This window comes from Gallaecimonas aegicerasi, from assembly GCF_045291545.1.
Lineage (GTDB): Bacteria > Pseudomonadota > Gammaproteobacteria > Enterobacterales > Gallaecimonadaceae > Gallaecimonas.
In genome coordinates, this window is the sequence record NZ_CP149514.1 from 1099481 (window position 1) to 1118713 (window position 19233).

Annotated in this window: 15 protein-coding genes, 1 tRNA gene and 1 pseudogene; 7 read left to right on the forward strand and 10 right to left on the reverse strand. The window is 56.0% G+C overall.

Features of this window, described 5'->3' with window-relative positions:
- Positions 1-61: 61 nt before the first annotated feature.
- The 3 genes and pseudogenes from WDB70_RS05420 to WDB70_RS05430 all read right to left on the reverse strand — a co-directional run bounded on the left by WDB70_RS05420 (position 62) and on the right by WDB70_RS05430 (position 3821).
- Positions 62-969, reverse strand: a pseudogene (locus WDB70_RS05420) (IS5 family transposase).
- A gap of 332 nt (positions 970-1301) precedes the next feature.
- Entirely contained in the window at positions 1302-1673 is a 372-nt protein-coding gene (locus WDB70_RS05425; RefSeq protein WP_406667379.1) for a DUF4870 family protein, read from the reverse strand.
- A 216-nt stretch (positions 1674-1889) separates the two neighbouring features.
- Positions 1890-3821 carry an exoribonuclease II gene (locus WDB70_RS05430; protein ID WP_406667381.1) on the reverse strand — a complete coding sequence of 644 codons (1932 nt, stop codon included), beginning with the start codon at positions 3819-3821 and terminating at the stop codon, positions 1890-1892.
- 161 nt (positions 3822-3982) lie between these two features.
- Between WDB70_RS05430 and WDB70_RS05435 the strand changes: the two genes are divergently transcribed.
- Together WDB70_RS05435 and WDB70_RS05440 are read left to right on the forward strand one after the other, a co-directional pair.
- Positions 3983-4576, forward strand: coding sequence for a c-type cytochrome (locus tag WDB70_RS05435; protein WP_406667383.1), 594 nt, complete (start codon positions 3983-3985; stop codon positions 4574-4576).
- A gap of 9 nt (positions 4577-4585) precedes the next feature.
- Positions 4586-5518, forward strand: a complete 933-nt coding sequence (locus tag WDB70_RS05440) for a c-type cytochrome (protein WP_406667385.1) — start codon at positions 4586-4588, stop codon at positions 5516-5518.
- Positions 5519-5546: 28 nt separating this feature from the next.
- Here the strand turns inward: WDB70_RS05440 and WDB70_RS05445 are convergent, their stop codons facing one another.
- Together WDB70_RS05445 and WDB70_RS05450 are read right to left on the reverse strand one after the other, a co-directional pair.
- Positions 5547-6044, reverse strand: a complete 498-nt coding sequence (locus tag WDB70_RS05445; RefSeq protein WP_406667387.1) for a DsrE family protein — start codon at positions 6042-6044, stop codon at positions 5547-5549.
- A gap of 12 nt (positions 6045-6056) precedes the next feature.
- Positions 6057-7580, reverse strand: coding sequence for a GNAT family N-acetyltransferase (locus WDB70_RS05450; protein ID WP_406667389.1), 1524 nt, complete (start codon positions 7578-7580; stop codon positions 6057-6059).
- A gap of 165 nt (positions 7581-7745) precedes the next feature.
- Here WDB70_RS05450 and WDB70_RS05455 point away from each other — a divergent pair, with 165 nt between their 5' ends.
- On the forward strand, positions 7746-8609 hold the full coding sequence (locus tag WDB70_RS05455) for a hypothetical protein (protein ID WP_406667391.1): 864 nt from the start codon (positions 7746-7748) through the stop codon (positions 8607-8609).
- 41 nt (positions 8610-8650) lie between these two features.
- Here the strand turns inward: WDB70_RS05455 and WDB70_RS05460 are convergent, their stop codons facing one another.
- On the reverse strand, positions 8651-10768 hold the full coding sequence (locus WDB70_RS05460) for a methyl-accepting chemotaxis protein (RefSeq protein ID WP_406667393.1): 2118 nt from the start codon (positions 10766-10768) through the stop codon (positions 8651-8653).
- A 113-nt stretch (positions 10769-10881) separates the two neighbouring features.
- On the opposite strand from WDB70_RS05460, the gene WDB70_RS05465 reads away from it, so the two are divergent.
- The 4 genes from WDB70_RS05465 to WDB70_RS05480 all read left to right on the forward strand — a co-directional run bounded on the left by WDB70_RS05465 (position 10882) and on the right by WDB70_RS05480 (position 15426).
- On the forward strand, positions 10882-12429 hold the full coding sequence (locus tag WDB70_RS05465; protein ID WP_406667395.1) for a DUF2813 domain-containing protein: 1548 nt from the start codon (positions 10882-10884) through the stop codon (positions 12427-12429).
- Positions 12430-12488: 59 nt separating this feature from the next.
- A complete protein-coding gene (locus tag WDB70_RS05470; protein ID WP_406667397.1) occupies positions 12489-13700 on the forward strand; it encodes a Bcr/CflA family multidrug efflux MFS transporter in 1212 nt (403 codons plus the stop codon).
- 72 nt (positions 13701-13772) lie between these two features.
- Positions 13773-13849 (forward strand) — tRNA-Met (locus WDB70_RS05475).
- A gap of 302 nt (positions 13850-14151) precedes the next feature.
- Positions 14152-15426: a sigma 54-interacting transcriptional regulator gene (locus WDB70_RS05480; RefSeq protein ID WP_406667399.1), complete on the forward strand. Its 1275-nt coding sequence runs from the start codon at positions 14152-14154 to the stop codon at positions 15424-15426.
- Between the two features lie 3 nt (positions 15427-15429).
- Here the strand turns inward: WDB70_RS05480 and WDB70_RS05485 are convergent, their stop codons facing one another.
- Genes WDB70_RS05485 through WDB70_RS05500 form a run of 4 tightly spaced genes read right to left on the reverse strand, consistent with a single transcriptional unit; the run spans position 15430 to position 19198 of the window.
- Positions 15430-16650, reverse strand: coding sequence for a hypothetical protein (locus tag WDB70_RS05485; protein ID WP_406667401.1), 1221 nt, complete (start codon positions 16648-16650; stop codon positions 15430-15432).
- 52 nt (positions 16651-16702) lie between these two features.
- The gene (locus WDB70_RS05490; RefSeq protein ID WP_406667403.1) at positions 16703-17362 is read right to left on the reverse strand and encodes a hypothetical protein; all 660 of its coding nucleotides are present in this window, start codon (positions 17360-17362) and stop codon (positions 16703-16705) included.
- Positions 17363-17385: 23 nt separating this feature from the next.
- Positions 17386-18135, reverse strand: a complete 750-nt coding sequence (locus tag WDB70_RS05495; protein WP_406667405.1) for a C39 family peptidase — start codon at positions 18133-18135, stop codon at positions 17386-17388.
- Entirely contained in the window at positions 18104-19198 is a 1095-nt protein-coding gene (locus WDB70_RS05500; protein WP_406667407.1) for a hypothetical protein, read from the reverse strand. The genes WDB70_RS05495 and WDB70_RS05500 overlap by 32 nt, the downstream gene beginning before the upstream one ends.
- Between the last annotated feature and the right edge of the window lie 35 nt (positions 19199-19233).

A 19233-nucleotide genomic window follows, 5' to 3' on the forward strand; every position in this document is an offset into this window, starting at 1 on the left:
TACATGGCGTTGTTGATCAAATCAGAGCCGGAGCCGCACGTCCCCAAAGAGCTGGCTACCCTTAACTGACCTGGCGAACAGGCATGCCGAGGCCCAGCATTTTGTTCATCACCTTCACCCCAGCCAAAGCCTCTGCCACTTGGCCGTTGTAGTCGCGCAGACTCAGCTTCGGGCTGATGAGCTGTTTGTATCGCGACATGGCCGTTTCCGCTTTTGAGCGTTGGTGATAACCGCTTTCCCTTTTCCACTCGGCCAGTTGCCCGGCTTTCAGCGCAGCAACGGCCTCGTTCCTTGGGTGACCTGGCTCCCAGAGCCCCGCTGTCTTACGAGGCGGGATGCTGGCTTTGGCCCCTTTCCTTTGCAGTAGCCGGTGGCAGGCTTTGCTGTCATAAGCCCCGTCGGCGCTGACTTGGTCGATGCGGCGGCGCAGTGGATTGAGCAGGCCGGGCAGTACCTCGCTATCACCGACGTTTTCCAGGCTGACTTCGGCGGCGATACTCTCATGGGTTCGGGTATCTACAGCCAGGTGCAGCTTGCGCCAGACACGCCGCTTTTCCTTGCCGTACTTGCGCTGCTTCCACTCGCCTTTGCCATAGGCCCGGTGGCGTCGATAACCAGGTGGGCAACGGGGCCCTTGCTGGGCAGACGGTAGCGGATATCCACTGTCTTGGCGCGCTTGCTGATACAGCTGTAACTGGGCGAAGTCAGCGGCAGTTTCATCAACTGGAACAGGGAGTTGATGAAGCCCTCCAAGGCGCGCAGTGGCAGGCCGAACAGGCCCTTAAGCATCAGCGCGGTTTCGATGGCGGTGTCGCTGTACTCGAAACCACGGCCCCGGCCGCCGTGGTGGTGCTGGCAATGCCAATGGCGGATAGCGGCGTCATCTATCCAGAAGGTCAATGAGCCTCGATTGACCAAGGCCCGGTTGTACTCTGCCCAGTTACTGATGTTGTGCTTGGCCTTGCCCATCTGCGCTTCTCCTCCGATACGTCGGGTGATCGGATCACGGCCAAGCGGAATGGTTCAATGCATTTGGGAAACAACGCCCCTAAAGAGTGCTAACAAGTGGGGTATTTGGCCACGCTACCGCCCCTGCGTTGCGGGTCGCACTGTCCCTGTGTGCCGTGTTGTCGCGCCTCATCCGTAGCTGAACAAAAGATAAACTACCTTACCGGCCCGGCGAGGTAAACCTCTGATGGAATTCTAAAAGTGGCAAGGGTAGGGGGCGGTATTGGTAGTCGCCCTGGCTGTGGCACCAGGGCGATGAACGTATCGGTATTGGCCTGCACGCTGAAGAGTGTTTAGTCTGGCTTGCTGTAATAGGGTTGGTTTGAGGTAAGCCGGGCCAGGCCGGTAACGATGCGGTAAACAGACCAGAAATAGGTGACTGGCCATAATAAGAAGATCCCAAGGGGTAGAAAGAAGCCGACAATGACCAGCCCCGCACTCCACCAAAAGGTGCGGATCATATTGTCGTAGTGTTCTTCAACCAGTGTGCCTTTGGCTTCATTACGTTTGGCCATGGCCCAGATAAAGCCAATAGGCCACATTACGATAGTGACAAAGCCGGTGGCCATTAGTACGTAGGCAATCATGGCGCCATTTTTGACGGTTTCTTCTTTTGCCGAGAGGGCTGGTGGCATGGTGCTGGTCATTTCTTGGGTGTCGGACATCCCTTTTCCCCTTTTGTGTTTGTATCCTGTTTGTGGCTGCTGCCTCGCCTAGTGCTGCGGCGAGAGAGGCTTAACAAATAAGTTACACATTTGTTTTTAATTAGTAAATTTTAGGAAGGGTGATAGGTCTAAACCTTGCAGAAGATCGCATTTTATTGGGGCAGCATGGCACAAAAAAGCCCCGGCACTGGCCGGGGCTTTTTTGTTTCTATGGTGTTACTTGGCGGGTTTGGCCACCAGCGAGCGGGTGTCTTCGTTGGCTTCAATCAACTGAACGCTGATTTCGTCTGACAGCTTAAAGCGCGCTTCGCCTTTGATGACAATGGCGCCGTCTTCGGCGTTGCATTCCAGTTCGTCTTTCACGTCGTGGATCTGCGAGGCCGGCACAAAAGCCACGGCGCCGTTATCTACCAGCCGTACCTTCATGCCGCCACGGTTCACGTCGATGATCTCGGCGTTAAAGGCGGTGGCACTGGCCACTTCGGGTTTGAGCCAGCGCACGTACAGCCAGTCACCCATGTCGCGCTCGGCCAGGCGGTTCAGGCGGCGGTGCTCTGACAGATGCTCGGCCAGGCTGTCGTGGGGTTTGGTCAGTTCTTTACCTTGCAAGATGGCTTTAATCAGGCGGTGGTTCACCATGTCGCCGTACTTGCGGATGGGGCTGGTCCAGGTGGCGTAAGCGGTCAGGCCCAGGCCGTAGTGGGGGCCGGCTTCCAGGGTAATGGCGGCAAAGCTCTGGAAGCGGCGCAGGCGGCCGTCCAGGTAGTGCTTGTTTTCGTTATCGAGCCAGCGGCGCATGGCGCTGTAGCCTTCGAGGGTGTGAATTTGCTCAACGTCGATGGGGGCATCGTATTTGGCCAACAGTTCTTTGGCGTCGTTGAGCTTTTCTTCTTCGAAGCCGTCGTGCACGTTATACACACCAATGCCGCCGTGGCGGCGCAAAAACTCACCACAGGCGACGTTGGCGGCAATCATGCACTCTTCAACAATGCGGTTGGCGATGCGGCGATCTTCGCGGTGTACGGTCACCACATTGCCGTTGTCGTCCAGTTCGAAACGGTAATCGGGGCGGTCACCAAACACCAGCGCGTGGGCCAGGCGCCAAGCGGTGCGGGCTTCGGTAAGGTCACGCAACTGGCTGATGGTGGTAGCCAGGGCGTTGTCGGCTGGTTGCCAGTCACCGCTGCCTTCGAGCCAGTCAGAAACGTTGTTGTAAACCAGCTTTTCCTTGGACTGAATATATGCCGGGGTAAAGGTGGTGTCGTCGCCCAGGGTGCCGTCGTCTGCAATAAAGAACTTGGCCACCAGCGCCGGGCGCTGTTCGCCAGCTTTTAAGGAGCACAAGTCGTCTGACAGCACTTCCGGCAGCATGGTGATGTTCATGCCCGGCAGGTATACGGTAAAGGCGCGCAGCTCGGCGGCTTTGTCCAGATCAGAGCCGGCTGGTACGTAGGCGGTGGGGTCGGCAATGGCCACCCACAGCTGGTAGCCGCCGTCGACTTTTTCTACCCACAGGGCGTCGTCCATGTCACGGGTGGAGGCGGCGTCAATGGTCACAAAGGGAATGTGGGTTAAATCTTCACGCTCCAGGCCGTCAATCAGCGTCAGTTCACCGTCAAAAGCTGGAGCGGTGCGTTGCAGGTTATGGCGGGCCAGGGTGACATGCCAGGGGGTATAGCCGTCGTTACTGTCGGCCACTTTTTCCAGTACGTCGGCGCTGAAGCCTTTATCGCCTTTGAGCGGGTGGCGAGTGAGCTCGGCCACGACCCAGTCACCCTGTTGTAGGTCAATTTTTAAACCTTTTTTCGGGCGGCAGCGAATACTGTCTTTGATTAAAGGATGATCAGGGGTAACGTAGAGACGGTCTTCACGTTGCTTAATGCGGCCGACAAAACGGCTCAGCATCGGCTCGATAAGACTTTCCGGCTCAGCCACATCCTTGTCTTTTTCGGTACGGACCACCGCTTTGACTTTGTCACCGTGGATGACTTTTTTCATGTACGGCGGCGGGATGAAGTAGCTGGTTTTTGCGTCAACTTCTAGAAAACCAAAGCTTTTATCTGAGGCTTTAATGGAGCCTTCAACGGTTTTCAGGGTCTCGCGGATATCGGCCTTTAGCTGGGCCAGCAGCGGATTGTCTTTGAACATCAAGCGTGCTCTGTGAAGAGTGAGAGTAAGGCCGGCGGCCCAAAATGCTGCCACACTATAACGAAAGGGGGCTAGCCAAGGCAAAGCCATGGCGGCCAGTCAGCAGAATAACGGGTCAGGGTGTCAGTTATAGGCAACCCGCCCGACAAGGGGGAATTGGGATGAGACGAGCATTGATTGTTGCTGCATTGCTGGCCATGCCAGTATGGGCGGCCCCTCCGGCGCAGTTACCGGTATGCGGTAGCTGCCACGGTATGCAGGGGCAGGGCATAGAACCGGTAGGTCCCAGGCTTGCCGGGCTGTCGGCAGACTATATTGCCGGGCAGCTGGCGTTGTTTAAAAGTGGTGCGCGCAAGAATGCCACTATGACGCCAATGGCTGCTTTATTGCCAACCGACAAAGACGTACAAGCCATGGCGCAGTATTTTGCCAGCCAACCGGCGCCGCCGGTGAGCAAGCTGCACTATCGCGGTGAGCAAGTGGTGTACAGCGATCCGGCAGAAAAACTGGCCTATCAGGGGGACTGGTCACGCAATATTCCGGCCTGTGTTGCCTGCCATGGCCCATCCGGGGTTGGTGGCGGCCCCATTCCACGTTTGGCTGGCCAGCAACAGGCGTACCTTGAAACGCAATTGCAGGCGTGGCGTAACGGCACCCGCAGTGGTGACCAGGACGCCATCATGACGCAGGTAGCCAAAAAGTTGACCGACGCTGAAATCAAGGCGATGGCCCACTACTTTGCCGGTATTAAATAAGGAGCAGCCATGAAACTACGTTATTTGTTGATGCTGTTACCGCTGCCGGCACTGGCAGCTATTACGCCTCGGCCACTGTCAGCCATTCCCGATGATGCCTTCGGGGCTAAAGTGCGCCAGGGCTACCAACTTTTCGTCAATACCCAGCAGCTGCGTGGCAGCTATGTGGGTAACGATCTCAACTGTAGTAACTGCCACATGGATGCTGGCCGTAAAGCCAATGCGGCGCCGCTGTGGGGAAGCTGGTTTGCTTACCCGGCATTTCGCAAAAAGAACAATAAAATCAACAGTTTTGAAATGCGCCTGCAAGGCTGCTTTACCTATTCGATGAACGGTAAGGCGCCGCCATCAGGTAGCCCGGAACTGCTGGCGCTGGCCGCTTATGCCTATTGGCTGGGTATGGGTTCACTGACACCGGCTGACCAGCCAGTGCCGGAAGCCAGTGACACCGTGCTGCGCGAAGGTGGCCAGGCGAAAGACTTCACACCACCGGCAGGCTGGACAAAAGACACGCTCAAAGCTTTACCGGGTCGCGGTTACCCGAAACTGGCTGCGCAAAAGGTGGATATTGAGCGGGGTAGAGCGGTGTATACCGCCCACTGCGCCTTGTGCCATGGCCCTGATGGCCAGGGCCGGAAGATGGCTGACCGGGTTGTATTCCCACCCTTGTGGGGGCCCAACAGCTTTAACTGGGGGGCCGGCATGCACCGGGTGAATACTGCCGCAGGCTTTATTCATGCCAACATGCCGCTTGGTCAGAGCATGCAGCTCACCGAGCAACAAGCCTGGGATGTTGCTGCCTTTATGGACAGCCATTCCCGCCCGCAAGACCCGCGTTTTGACGGTGATATTGAGAAAACCCGTAGCCAGTTCCATCAGCATCAGGGCTACTACGGCCAGCCGATGACGGACGAATCGCCGCCAGAGGGTAAGCAACAGTGAAAAAAGGCGCCGAAAGGCGCCTTTTTTATCAGGGGATCAGGGCATAGCCTTCTTGCTGTAGTACCGTCAGTTCAGTCATGGCTGACAGCGCTTCCTGTACGCCGGGGCGCAGCTCTTGTTCGCTGTAACCGAAAGCGTTGTAGGACTGGCCACAAACATACACTTTGACGCCAGCTTTGATCAGTTCATCAAGCAGCCGGTTGGTTTTATCGGCGACCTTAAAGTGCTGCTGATAGGCGGTATCCGACAGGGCGTAGCGGGTGGCGGCGCCGTGCAGCACCATGGCCAGGCGCATGCGTTTTACGTCTATTCCGGCCTGGGCATGCATGTTCAGGTAGCGGGCTACTCTTTCCACTTGTGGGTTCACAATGCCAGGTTCCGGGGCGGTGTGTTCATCGAACACCGCTTTGAGTAACACATCAGCGGGGATGGCGGCATGGTGCTTGACGCTGAAAACCGGGCCAAAGTCTTTGATCACCGGGCCCATGGTGGTTTCAGCTGCCATAACAAAAGCGAGCATTGACATAACGGCGTTTCCTTATTTGTGCAGCGTCAATGAAAACAGATCGCCACGGCGATCCTTGAGATTACGAACCGAGCCTTCCGAGCGCACGACTTTGAGCCGGTCCAGATCCAGATCAGAGAACAGGATCATCTCGGTATTGGGCGTAGCTTCGGCCATCACTGCATCGTGCGGGAAGGAAAAATCAGATGGGCTGAATACCGCTGACTGGGCATATTGCACATCCAGGCTTTGTACCTCCGGCAGGTTGCCCACCGAGCCGCAAATGGCCACATAGCATTCGTTTTCAATGGCCCGCGCCTGAGCGCAGTGGCGCACCCGCAGATAGGCGTTTTTGGTATCGGTCCAGAACGGTACAAAGAGAATTTCCATGTCCTGATCGGCCAGCAGCCGCCCCAGTTCAGGAAACTCCACATCGTAACAGATCAAAATGCCAATGGTGCCGGCGTCGGTTTCAAAGCTGCGCAGCTTATGGCCACCTTCGATCACCCAGTCACGACGTTCGTGCGGGGTAATGTGCAGTTTATATTGTTCTTCCACCGAGCCGTCACGGCGGCACAGGTAGGCGACGTTAAACAGTTCATTGCCGTCCAGCAGTGGCATTGAGCCGGTAATGATATTGATGTTGTAGCTGACCGCCATCTGCGAGATCTGCTGGCGAAAATGCTCGGTGAAACTGGCCAGATAACGAATGGCTTCCTGCTGGTGGTGGGTATTGGCCAGGCCCATTAACGGAGCGTTGAAAAACTCCGGGAAAATCACGAAATCGGATTTGTAGTCCGACACCGCATCAACGAAATACTCCACCTGCTTGAGTACCGCCTCGGCGCTGTGAAATTCACGCATTTGCCATTGCACGGCACCAATGCGCACCTGCCGCTTGTTGGTGCTGATGGGGTGGTCGTCTGGTTCAAAAAGAATATTCGACCATTCCAGTAAGGTGGCGTAGCCCTGGGAGCGGGTGTCTTCCGGCAGGTACTGGCGTAGTAGCCGTTTAACCTGGAAGTCGTTGGCCAGCTGAAAACTCAAAATGGGGTCGTAAATGGCTTTGCGATCTACCTGCTCAATGTATTTCGCCGGGCTCATTTCATCAGCGTACTTGTGGTAGTTAACGATACGGCCACCGGCCAGAATGGCCCGCAGGTTGAGGTTACGGCATAAATCCTTGCGCGCCTCATAGAGCCGCCGGCCGAGCCGGAAGCCGCGATAATCCGGGTGAATGAATACGTCCAGGCCGTACAGCGCATCGCCTTTGGGGTCGTGGGCAATGGTCATGCGCTTGTCGATCAGGTCGTCATAGGTATGAGGGTTGGAAAAGCGCTCGTAGTCTACCTGTACGGTCAGGGCAACGGCCACCAGCTGGCCTTGATCCTCAATCATGATCTGGCCCTGGGGAAACTGATCAATCAGCGCGCTGATGGTGTGTTCCGGCCATGAGCCACCAATGTCGTGGTATACCTGATCCATCAGGATCTGTAACTGTGGGAAGTCCTTTTTGCTCAGTTCACGGACGGTGAGGATCAGCTCTTCGGTGCTCATGGGGTCTCCCGTTGCTTCGCACGCTTTCACGCTACCGCAAAAGCGCGGTCTTGCCCAGATCCAAACTTGGCAGATCATTTTGTCTGCCACTGGTAAATGATATTCCGCGTTGTTAGTGGCCGATCTAGTCTTTGTTCATCATTAAACAACCTGGAGCGTGGCGTGATGAAACATCTCTGGCTGGTTGGCCTGACGGCTGCCACTTTGCTGGCAGGTTGTGACTCGAATCCGAAGGCCCGGGTGCCTAGCAAAGCACCGGAGCAAACAGTGGCAACAGTGGTGCATCAGCCCAAAGCCGATGCAGACAGCAGCCCGTTACTGATTAAAACCCTGACGCCACGCCAGCAGGCACTGGCGATGACGCTGCTGGACATGCCACTGAAATTTGCCCCGGGCCGTTACAGCCAGTACATCCTGCCCGATGGCAGCGGCAGCTTCCCGCTGTTTCTGGGTAAAAAAACCGGTCGGCCCATGGCTTCTGCCGGGGTTAGCCATGCAGGCCGGCGTTACGTGGCCTTTGGGACCGTGCCGGTAACCTACGAATTTGAACCCTTTCGTGACAACCTCAAAGAATTGATGGGCTGGCTGATGACCGGCAATACCGTCAGTGCTTATCGTAAGGGCAGTACTGTGGCGCTGGCTCACCTGGGCACCCAGGAACGTAAAGTGGTGGGGTGGTTGCACCGCTACATGCCGGGGCTGACGCTGGCGCGCTGTGACGTGCTGGGGCTGGCTGATTGCCTCAAGGGTGCGGATATGGTGATCACCGGCGTCGAAGGGGATGAGGATCAGGCGAAAACCCTGGTCAGTGCCTTCAAGGCCCAGCCACAACTGCCGGTATTGTACCTGCATACCCAGTTCTGGAAGCAAAGCGACTTTGCCAAGCCGGTACTGCGTATGCTGCATCTGAAACAGGGCCAAACCGGTGGCAACTACTGGGCCCAGGACGCTGCTAACTGGAAAAATGTCACAGACATGTTCCAGACCGAAGTATCCCTGAACACCTATAACAACCGTCTGGCTCCTTGAGCATTTTACCCCCTTGAACAGGCGCCCTCGGGCGCCTTTTTTTAGGTTCGCAGCTTGGCCAGTTCGTTGTCCAGTTCCTTCACTAGCTGGTGCAGGGTGGTGCCAGCGTGTTCGGCTTTGCCGGCCAGCGTTGCCAGCTCACTGGCGGCGCTGCCAATACCGGTAATATTGCGGTTAATGGCATCGGACACCGAACTTTGCTCCTCGGCGGCGGTAGCCATCTGGGTGACATGGTCATTGATGGTATTAATCAGCTCCACCACCCCTTGCAGATCTTGATAGGCGCTTTGGGTAACCTCAACCGTTGCGGTAGCGGTGTTGACGCCCTGATCGATCACGGCAACTGTGGTGGAAACTTCGTTATTCAGGTTGCTTATCACCTCGGAAATATCATCGGTCGAGCTGCGGGTCTTGGCTGCCAGAGCCCGCACTTCATCAGCCACTACCGCAAAGCCCCGGCCATGCTCACCGGCGCGAGCAGCCTCAATAGCGGCGTTGAGCGCCAGCAAGTTGGTTTGTTCGGCAATACTGCGGATCACATCCAAAATGCTGTGAATGTCGCCACTACGGGCGGCAACCTGGTTCACGGCCGTGGCGGCAGTGGACATGCTGTCGGCCAGTTGCTGCACATCGCTGACCGCCGTTTCCAGTGTGCCACGAGAGCTTTGAATGGCGTCATTGGCCTCTTTGGCTTCACCGGCGGCCTGAGCGGCAAACTGCGCCACTTCACTGGCAGCGGCACTCATTTCGTTCATGGCAGTGACCACCGAGTCAATTTCACTGTGCTGGCGGGCAACCAAGGCCCGGGTTTCGGTGGCAATACTGGCAGATTCTTGTGCCTGTTGGCCTACCTGATGACTGATGTTCTTCTGGTGGCTGATCATGGCCCTGAGCTTGTCTAAGAAGTGATTAAAGCCACTTGCCAGCGTTATTAACTCCCGGTGCCTGTCTACGGCGACTTCCTGGGTCAGATCGCCGTCGTTACTGTTGAGGTTGCTGATCCGGCCATTGAGTTCCTGCAGCGGCTTGGTGATGGTGCGGATCAACAGCGCGATCAGCAGTAGCGCCACCAGTACCACTGCCAGGCCTGTCACTAATTGGCTGACCACCAGAGTGTCAAAGCGCGACTTGATACTGCTGTTCATGGCATCAACACTGGCCAGCGCTGCCGCTTTAGGTACAGAGATGATCAGCGTCCAGTTTACGTTCGGTGCCTTGATGTGTACCGGGTAAGCAATAAAAAAATGGTCATCGGTGCTAAAGCTGTCGTTGGCCTTCATGGCCAGGAGCCTGTCAGCCAGGTTTGGCATGACGCTACTGAGCGGTTTTGCCAACTGCTGCGGGTATTGGCTGGCTGCCACCAGAAAGCCTTTTTGACTGAGCAGCAGCACCGAGCTGTTCCCCTGGTACAGGGATTGCGCCAAAGTCTCGATGCGCCGCTGAAAAACCGGCAGATTGAGATCCACGCCAATGACGCCGCGAAAACGCCCGTCGGCAACCACCGGTACGGTTAATGACGTCATCAGTTCGGTGTTGCCTGGGGCGATTTCATAGAGATAGGGCTCCATCAGGCAGGGCTTTTTCGTATCCATGGCGCACAGATACCACTCCGCCTTGCGCTGGCCGTTACTGTCGAGGCTGGCGTCATGCTTTTCTGCAGGGTCGTCCACCGGCTGCTGTTCAATACTGCCATCGCGGTTACGGGTAAAATAAATCTCCAGGTTGCCGGCCCCTTTGACAGAGTGGCTGACACCGTTCTGGTAGTCAGCGTCCTTGCCGTCGTAACCATTGCTTTCAAACTGACTGTAAATCGCGCTGATGGCCGGGGTACTGAGCAACATGGCCTGGTCGAGCTGTTCTACCTGGTCACGGCTAAATAGCTGCTGGCTGTTTATGCTGTTTTCCAATACCCCGGCCAGAGACAGCGGCGTGCGATAGGCTTCATTGATAAAGGCAGCAAGGGAAAGCCCGGCTTCGCCGGCCTGAGCCTGTAAACTGTGTTTCAGCTCGGTGGTTACCTGGGCAGTGCTTTGCTGGCGCACTTTGTCGGCAGTGCCGTTCAAAAAAATCTCGACAACTAGAGTCAGTACGGCAACCGAAATAAATAACAACAAGGCCGTAGCCAGAAAGAGTTTGAACGCGAGGGATTTATCTTTCATCGTCAGGATACCTGTTGTTATGACGGCGCTGGGGCTACCCGGGTGTTGTTACTAGTATGTGTCATAAATGAGAGAAACCAGACTAAAATCATCACCTTTGCCACGGAGGCCGGATGCGCTTAGCGGAAGTATGGTTACGCCAGTTTCAGGGCATTGGCGAGTTGCAGCTGCCACTGGACGATGCCACCACGGTACTGGCTGAAAATGCCTGGGGACGGCGCTCTTTTCTTAATGCCCTGGATAAAGTGCTGGGCCCCCATGGCCTGGATGCAGAATTCACGGACGACGACTTTCATCAAAACTGTAATTGGCTCAGCATTACCCTGACCTTTGTGGAGCGCCACGGCGGCCACTGGCGGCGTCTGCGCTACCGGCCGCTGCGGGCACTGATGTGGGGGGAAGCCGATGGCCATATGCGGCTGAAGCTGCGCTGGCAGGTTTATCGCGGGCAGTCGCCACAGGTGGCCTTTATTAATGCCGATGGTGACGCCATCACGCATCCGGATTCAGAGCGACTGGCCCGGCACTTACTGACCCTGCACCCGATGCTACGGTTGGGGTATCTGCAAGACGACCACCCGCAGCGCGGTGCGCTTTTTCAGCAGTGGCTGGATAATCCGGAAGGCCCGACCGAACAACAGATGCAGGAAGGACTGGCGGCGGTGCGCGAACTGCTGGCTCGTTATCTTGGCCATGAGCGGCGCCGTCAGCCACGGCGTGATAAAGCTGCCATTGCCCGCCAGCCAATTAACTGGCAGGCCATTCGCACTCTGGAGCAGGTAGCCGAACAGCATGCCAGCCGGCAAGCGCGTTTGGCGTTGCTGGGGCTGTTTGGGGCGCTGATAGGGCAAGAAGCGGTGCGGCCTTTTGCCCGTCTGGCACGGCCGTTACTGGTGCTTGATAACCCGGAGCTGCGTCTGCATCCGGTGATGCTTGCTACCTTTTGGAGCCTGGTCGAACAGCTACCGCTGAGCCGGCTGCTGCTGACTCAGTCACCGGAATTGCTGGGGGCGCAGGATCTGTTGTCGATCCGCCGCTTGCTGCGCCGCCAGGGTAATCTGCAGTGCTTTCGGCTGACTCACCATCTGCGCAATGACGACTATCGGCGCATTGGCTTTCATTTGCGGGTCAACCGTCCGGCCAGTTTGTTTGCGCGTGGCTGGCTGCTGGTCGAAGGGGAAACGGAGATCTGGCTGATGTCGGAGCTGGCGCATATTGCCGGTATTCACCTGGCCGCCGAGGGGATCCGGGTGATTGATTTTGCCCAGTGTGGCTTGCGGCCACTACTGCACCTGGCCAAAGACATGGGGATTGCTGTTCATGTGTTATGTGACGGTGATGAAGCCGGAAACCGTTATGCGGCGACCACCGCCGCCATTGCCGGGGAACAAGCGGTGACACGGTTACCGGAACAGGATATTGAGCACTTTTTCTATCAGCAGGGTTATAAAGCGGCCTTTTTGCAACTGGCCCGCTGGCATGGCGCGGCTGGTAGTCCGGGGCAGGTGATCCGCGCCGCTATGCACCGTCATTCCAAGCCGGCGCTGGCTTTGGCACTGGCAGAACTGGCTGGTGAACGGGGTAAAGAAGGGGTACCGCCGCTGTTGCGACGGCTGTTTGCCAGCCTGCGCCAGCAGGCGTTGGCGCAGGCGCCGAAATAACCCGTCAGGGTGAGAAATGTGGCACAATAAACGGCCATTTCTGCGGTACAGGTTGTATTGTGTCGTCGCCCCGCGTTGTACCTTTTTCACTGGTTGTTACCCTTGGCCTGGTGGCCATGCTGACACCACTGGCCATTGACATGTATCTGCCCAGCTTGCCTCGTATTGCCCGCGATCTGGGAGTCTCTAACGGGGCTGTGCAGGGCACGGTATCTGCGTATGTGCTGGGTTTTGGCCTGGGTCAGCTGGTACTGGGGCCTTTGGCCGATGGCCTGGGTCGGCGGCCGGTACTGATCACCGGCACCTTGATTTTTACCCTGCTGGCGCCGTTGTGTGCCATGGCCGGTGACGTACATTGGCTGCAATGGCTGCGTGTTGCCCAGGGGGCCTCTGGGGCGGCGGCATCAGTGGTGATTTATGCGTTGCTGCGCGATCTGGTGGATGATCGCAATGAGCTGTCGCGGCTGTTTTCCTCTATCACTCTGGTGGTTACCCTGGCGCCATTACTGGCACCGATCATTGGTGGCTGGATCCTCACGTTCAGCCATTGGCAGGGCATTTTCTGGGCTTTGACGGGGTTTGGCCTGGCAGCCAGTCTGCTGGTGTGGTGGCGGGTGCCGGAGACCCTGCGCCAGCGTGAATCGCTGGCTTTATTACCGGTACTGAGGCGTTACCGGCAGTTGCTGATGACCCCGCCGATGCTCGGGCTGATGCTGTGTTCCGGCTTTTCCTTCGGGGGGCTGATGGCTTTTTTAACCGCAGGCTCCTTTGTCTATATCAATGACTATGGAGTGGCGGAAAGCCACTTCGGTTATTACTTTGGCCTTAATGTGTTGGCCCTGATGACGGTGACGCTATTTAATGGCCGCATGGTTTATCGCTGGGGGCCACAGCGCTTGCTGTCGTTGGCTTTGCGCCTGCAACTGGGAGCAGCCGCGATGGCCCTCACGGTCGTGCTGACCCAGGGGCCTTTCTGGCTACTGGTACTCGGTGTTATGGGTTATGTCGGTTCGTTGTCGATGGTTGGCTCCAACATCATGAGCCTGGTACTGGAGAAGGTACCCAACATGGCCGGTACCGCTTCTTCACTGACTGGCAGCTTACGTTTTGGCATTGGTGCCTGTGTCGGTATGGTGGTTGCGGCCATTAAAGGTGCCGATGCGCTGGCGATGACCGGTGCGATGCTGGCATCGGCCTGTTTGGCCAGTGTCGGTTTTTGGGGGATTTATCGCCGTAGTGGCGAAACTTCCGGCACTCAGACGCCTGTTTGATGGGGAAATGAGCAAACGAGCAGTTCTGCTATTGCCTGGCGCCGGAAAGTCCGTATAGTAGCCAGCATCAGACGCGGGATGGAGCAGTCTGGTAGCTCGTCGGGCTCATAACCCGAAGGTCGTCGGTTCAAATCCGGCTCCCGCAACCACATATCAAAAACCCGGCCTCGTGCCGGGTTTTTCTTTGTTTGCCCCTGCCGGCATCCCTGCCGGCAGTCAGCCTTTCCCGTCTTGTTCTATGCAGCGCTTAATTACGCCCGGATGAGTGTTACGAGCCTCAGCCCGGTGGTTGTGAAATTTAATTTTCTGTTTTTATTCAACCGCCTGGATAAAAAATAGCCTTTTTTTGTGATGATAATTAAGTGCCTGCTCATCAAGCGGCTGTCAGTGTTCTACACTTAGCCGGCGTCAAAAAAATGACAGTTGATGTGCGCACCTAAGGCAGTAATAGATGAAGACCGAACAAAAAAAATGTCGTGTGTTCGACCCTGACGGTCATCTAAAAAGCATTACGCAATACCTTGCTGCAGAGGGCTGGCACTTTACGGAAGAAGATGATGATGACACGGTTGTTGGCCTGGCTGATGTAGCGGCCGTCTATAAACAGGCAAAAGCATTACCACCGATCCCCTGGGTTGGTGTGCTTGACCGCGAACACCTCAATGACCCGGAACTGGTGCAGTTTGTGCTGCACTGCTTTGTCGATTTTCACACCTACCCAATTGACTATACGCGGCTCAGTCATGGCCTTGGCCACCTGGTTGGCTTGCGTATTCTCAGCGTGCGGCTGCGTAACAGCACCGATTACGGTCAGGGGCTGGTGGGCGAGCACCCTTCGATGCGATTGGTGACGGAACGTATCGCCAAGTTTGCCCGTACCGACCACACGGTGCTGATTGAAGGGGAAAGTGGCACCGGTAAGGAAGTGGTGGCCAGAGCCATTCATGATCAATCAGCCCGAGCTGATGGCCCCTGGGTAGCGGTCAATTGCGCGGCATTACCCGAAAACCTGATCCATGCCGAGCTGTTTGGCGCCACGAAAGGCGCTTATACCAGTGCTGACAACAGTCGGGCGGGCAAGTTTGAGGCGGCCAATGGCGGTACGCTGTTTCTGGATGAAGTCGGGGACATGCCATTGTCGGTTCAGGCCAGCTTGTTACGGGCGCTGGAAGAAAAAACCATCAGTCGGCTCGGTTGTAATAAAGAGATCAAGCTGGATGTACGTATTGTCGCGGCAACCAATGCCAAGCTGGAGGGAGCCGTGCAGCGGGGCCAGTTCCGCTCGGATCTGTTCTATCGGCTCTGCGCCCTGCGAATCGATATGCCACCGCTGCGTGAACGAGGCCGCGATATTTTGCTGCTGGCTGATACCTTCCTAGCCCGTTTGGCTGAGGCGCAGGGGCACAAGGGTAAACGGCTTACCACCCAGGCGCGCTGGGCGCTACTGGAGTACAGCTGGCCGGGCAATGTGCGGGAGCTGAAAAACCGGGTGACCCAGGGCTTTGTGATGAGTGAAGGCGATCTCATCGACAGTGTCGACATGGGTTTTTACGGTGGTGAGTCAACGGCTATGCCGTCGCTCAATGATGTGCGTGACGAAGCCGAACAGCATTACCTGGAACGCCTGATCACGGTCACTAACCGTAATATCAGCCAGGCGTCAGAACAGGCTGGCATTTCCCGGGTACAGCTCTACCGGTTAATGAACAAACACGGTTTTGCCTGAGGCTTAAAAACCGATGGGCACCCGTAAAGACAATACGGCATCCGGGGAGTCTTCAGTCAGGCCGATCCCCAGTGAATAAAGATAACTGAGGCTGTTGTCGCCGGTGTAAGACAGGTTCAGGTTCAAACGGGAGGCGTTGACTTGTGAACCCACCAGGTACTGGTAGTCGCCGCCGTCTTCACGGATCCGGCTGCGCTTGGAAATCAGGGTGCTGTAGCCAAGCCCGAGGCTCATGCGGTTATTAAGGGCAAAAGCGGTGCCTAGGTAAATATCATAGCTGTCACCCAGATCCACACGGGCCGGCTGTAGCTGGTTTTCCGTTGAGGAAATATCGTCAAAGTGGGCCGAGCGGTTAAAGGTGTAATTTACCCCAGCATAAAGTACGGCCGGGTCAACGCTCTTGGCTACCGACAAACCCACTGTGCCGGACCAGATGCCGTTACCGGTGGGTAACTGTGACGGCACGTTGAGGTTACCTGACGAATCGGCCACTTCCTCTGTTTTGATGCCATAAGGGGCGCGGCCACTGGGGCCTTTTATTCTCAGGCTGGTGACAATATCCGGCCAGATCTGATCTTCTTTTACCCAGCGGTAACTGAGCCCAAGGCTCATGTCGCCGACATGGCCACTTTCAAAAATGTTGGCTTCTGACAGTGACGTTGAGGCGCCCCCGGCCCCGCCGCTTTGAAAACGGGTGTGCCGGTAGAGGTAGGGCAGGTTCAGGTCAACCTGCCAGTCACCAAAGGCATAGCGGGTTGCCAGGTTAAAGGTCCAGACTTCTGAGCGGATTTTATCGACGTTAATCTGCCCGAGAAAGATCGAGTCCAGAGCCAAAAAGCCGTTCAGCACTAATTGGTTGGATGATGTTTGGCTGTAGGTGATGGACGGCTCGATAGTGAGCCGGTTGCTGCCAAAAAACTGTGTGGCGTTCTCATAAAGTACATCGCGCTCGTCGCTCGATTGCGGTTTTTCTCCTAGCTCGTCGCTTGCCTGGGCCGTTTTTTTACGGTCGTTCTTTTTATCAATGTCGGCGATTTGCTTTTGCTGATCGATACGCTGTTTGAGCAGGATGATTTGTTTTCGTTGCAGCTCATTTTGTTTCATTAATTCCTGCAGTTGCTGCTCCAGCGCCTGCATATCAGTAGGCTCAGCAGTGGACTGTGCCGCCAAAACAGCCGGGCAGAACAGGGCTAAACCGGTAAAAGCGGCGTGTTTTGGCGTCATTGTCATCCCTTTTTTTATCAATATCAGCGACTTGACTAGGTATGGGTGAGGATCAGATCCCTGTCAAGAGATCCAGCTGTGCCAACACCTGTGAAGCATTGAAGGTGCTGCTGGCGGTGGTGATTTCCATCTGCAGGTTATTAATGGCGGCCAGGCCAGAGCCGTGGCTGTTAATTTCCTGATAGACCCCCTGCGGGCCAATTCCCTGCATTGCGTAGTTGCCATCAGCGGTAAAAATGCCAACCAGCACGCCTTGGTTGCCGGTGTGAATATAGGTGCTGGCATTACCTTGCTGGCCGGCCATTTTCTGCCCGGGCAACGTGTTACTGCCATTACCCTTATCTGCGCTGGCCGATACCGACAGATCCAGACGGTTGTGCATGTCATTGGCGTTACCGCTAAGCACTATTACCTGGGTCAGGCCATCATTGTTTTGCGCCAGGCTGGCCGGGGCGTTGGCATTGGTGGCGTACAGTGAAAAGGTTGAGTGCAGGGTAACGTTAAACTGGCCACTTTGATTGAGGCTGATGTCTACACCGCTGCGGTGCAGTTGGCCGCTCACGTCACGCCATTGGGTGTCCATGGCGATACCAAAATACACCACAGCGCCGGGAGCAACATATTTGCCGCGCATTTGTTCCAGTTGTTGGTCACTGACTTCGGTGAAAGCCGCCTGGCTTGCAAAGCTCAGTGCCAGTGTGGAAACGAGCATACAAATCTTCATCGTCACGTCTCCTAAAATAGATCGCTTTGGGTAAAGCCAAACTCCATCAGCTCGTGATCACTGATCAAGCGCTGCTGTTGGTGTTTGTTGGCCAGAGTGAGTGGTCCGGCTCGGGTGACCAGCGGGTTATTGCGGTCATAGCCGGGGCCGATAATGCCAAGTACAAAGCCGTTCCAGGCTTTGGCAAAGGTAGGGAAAGTCAAAGTCATATTGCCGCGGGCCGGATCACCAATGTAAACCCGGTCCCCTTCAATGCGTTGCAATACGACGAAGTGTTTGTAGTTGTTGATGTCTAACAATACGATAGTTGGAATTTTTATTTTTTTCAGTGTGTTAACGTCCACTTTATAGCCTCTGGCGCGTAGCCCCAGACGCTTGACATAGTGCTTCATGTCGAGCATCGAGAAGCCTTTTTCGATCACCAGCTCCAGATCAGCGTCCAAGAGCATGCCGCTGATCACATCATATTCGTTGACGGGCCAGTCATAGGCCTGAGACAAAATGGTTGCTACCGCGGCGGCGCCACAGGAAAAGTCGGTTTTTTGCTTGACTAGGTACTGAAAACGCTGGGCGGTCAGTGACGTCATACCGGCCATTTGCCGGTAGGGCTCACGGATATCCGGCGTTGCCACGGTCATTTCGTGGCTGGGCCAGGTGGTCATTGCGGAAAAAAACAGGGCACTGAGTATCATAAAAAAAAGCGGTGGGGTTGCCCCCACCGGCTCCAGGTTATTCACCGCCGTTACCGTTACCACCACCATTGCCGTTACCGTTTCCGTTGCTGCAGGTGTTGCAGGAACTGGAAATGGCCAGGCCGTTGTACTGCTGGTTACCGGTGCCGGAGGCAATGTTGACGCCGATGTTGCCGGTCACGTCAGTCAGCGCGTTGCTGAGGCTGGCGATGTTTTGTACCGGGTTGTCGAAGCCAACCAGTACCGGGATTGAAGCGTAGCCAACGGCAGTACCACTGAGGGTGATGTCGCCTGCTTCATTAAAGTGCAGAGCACCGCCATCCTGGTTGCTGTCGATGGCGCCTTGAGCCTGGCTGTCAAGGTCAACATGACCCAGCAGGCCGCCGTTCGGGTGGCCGTCACCATCCCAGATATCCGGGTAGAGGTCACCTTGCTGATCAGATGAGCCGTTGTAGGTGCCGGACAGGCTCATATCCAGCGACATCCGCGACTCGATGTTTTCATACACCGGATCGGTCGCGTAGTTGAAGGTGACGTTGCCTTCGGATGACTGCGATACCATGGTGCTGGCAGAGGAGAACGAAGCAGTGGCGGTTGCCGCAGCCATATCGTTTTTCTGCTGGTTGGAGTTGCCGGCGGCAATGTTGATGCCGATGTTACCGGTCAACCCGTTCAGCGAATCCATGGCCATGGCCTGGTTCAGGGTGCCGATGTTGGTGGTCAGGGTGCTGCCTACGGCCTGATCGGCGCCCACTTCCGCTTCGGCTACACCGAACACGAAGGAAGCGTCAGCCGCGGCGAGGGCGGCGGCATTGGCTTGCTGGTTATTGTCTCCAGCGGCCACGTTGATGCCAATATTACCGGACAGGGAAGAAGCAGAGCCGTCTTTGATTTCGGCAGTGTTCTCTGTTTCCTGATTCCAGACCGCATTACCGAAGTTAGACTGACTATCCCATACCGAAGCCTGGGAAGCCGAGTCCACCTGAATGGTGCCTTTCACATTGACACGGTCTTTTTTGTCCAGTTTGACGGTGCCTTCAAAATTCACATCGTCGGTTTGGGCCAAAACTGCCTGTGAACTCAACAGGGCAGCTACAGCTACAGCCAGTAAACTCATCTTGGGTGCTTTCATTTCAGTTCTCCTAAGTGACCTGAGTCGATGAATTT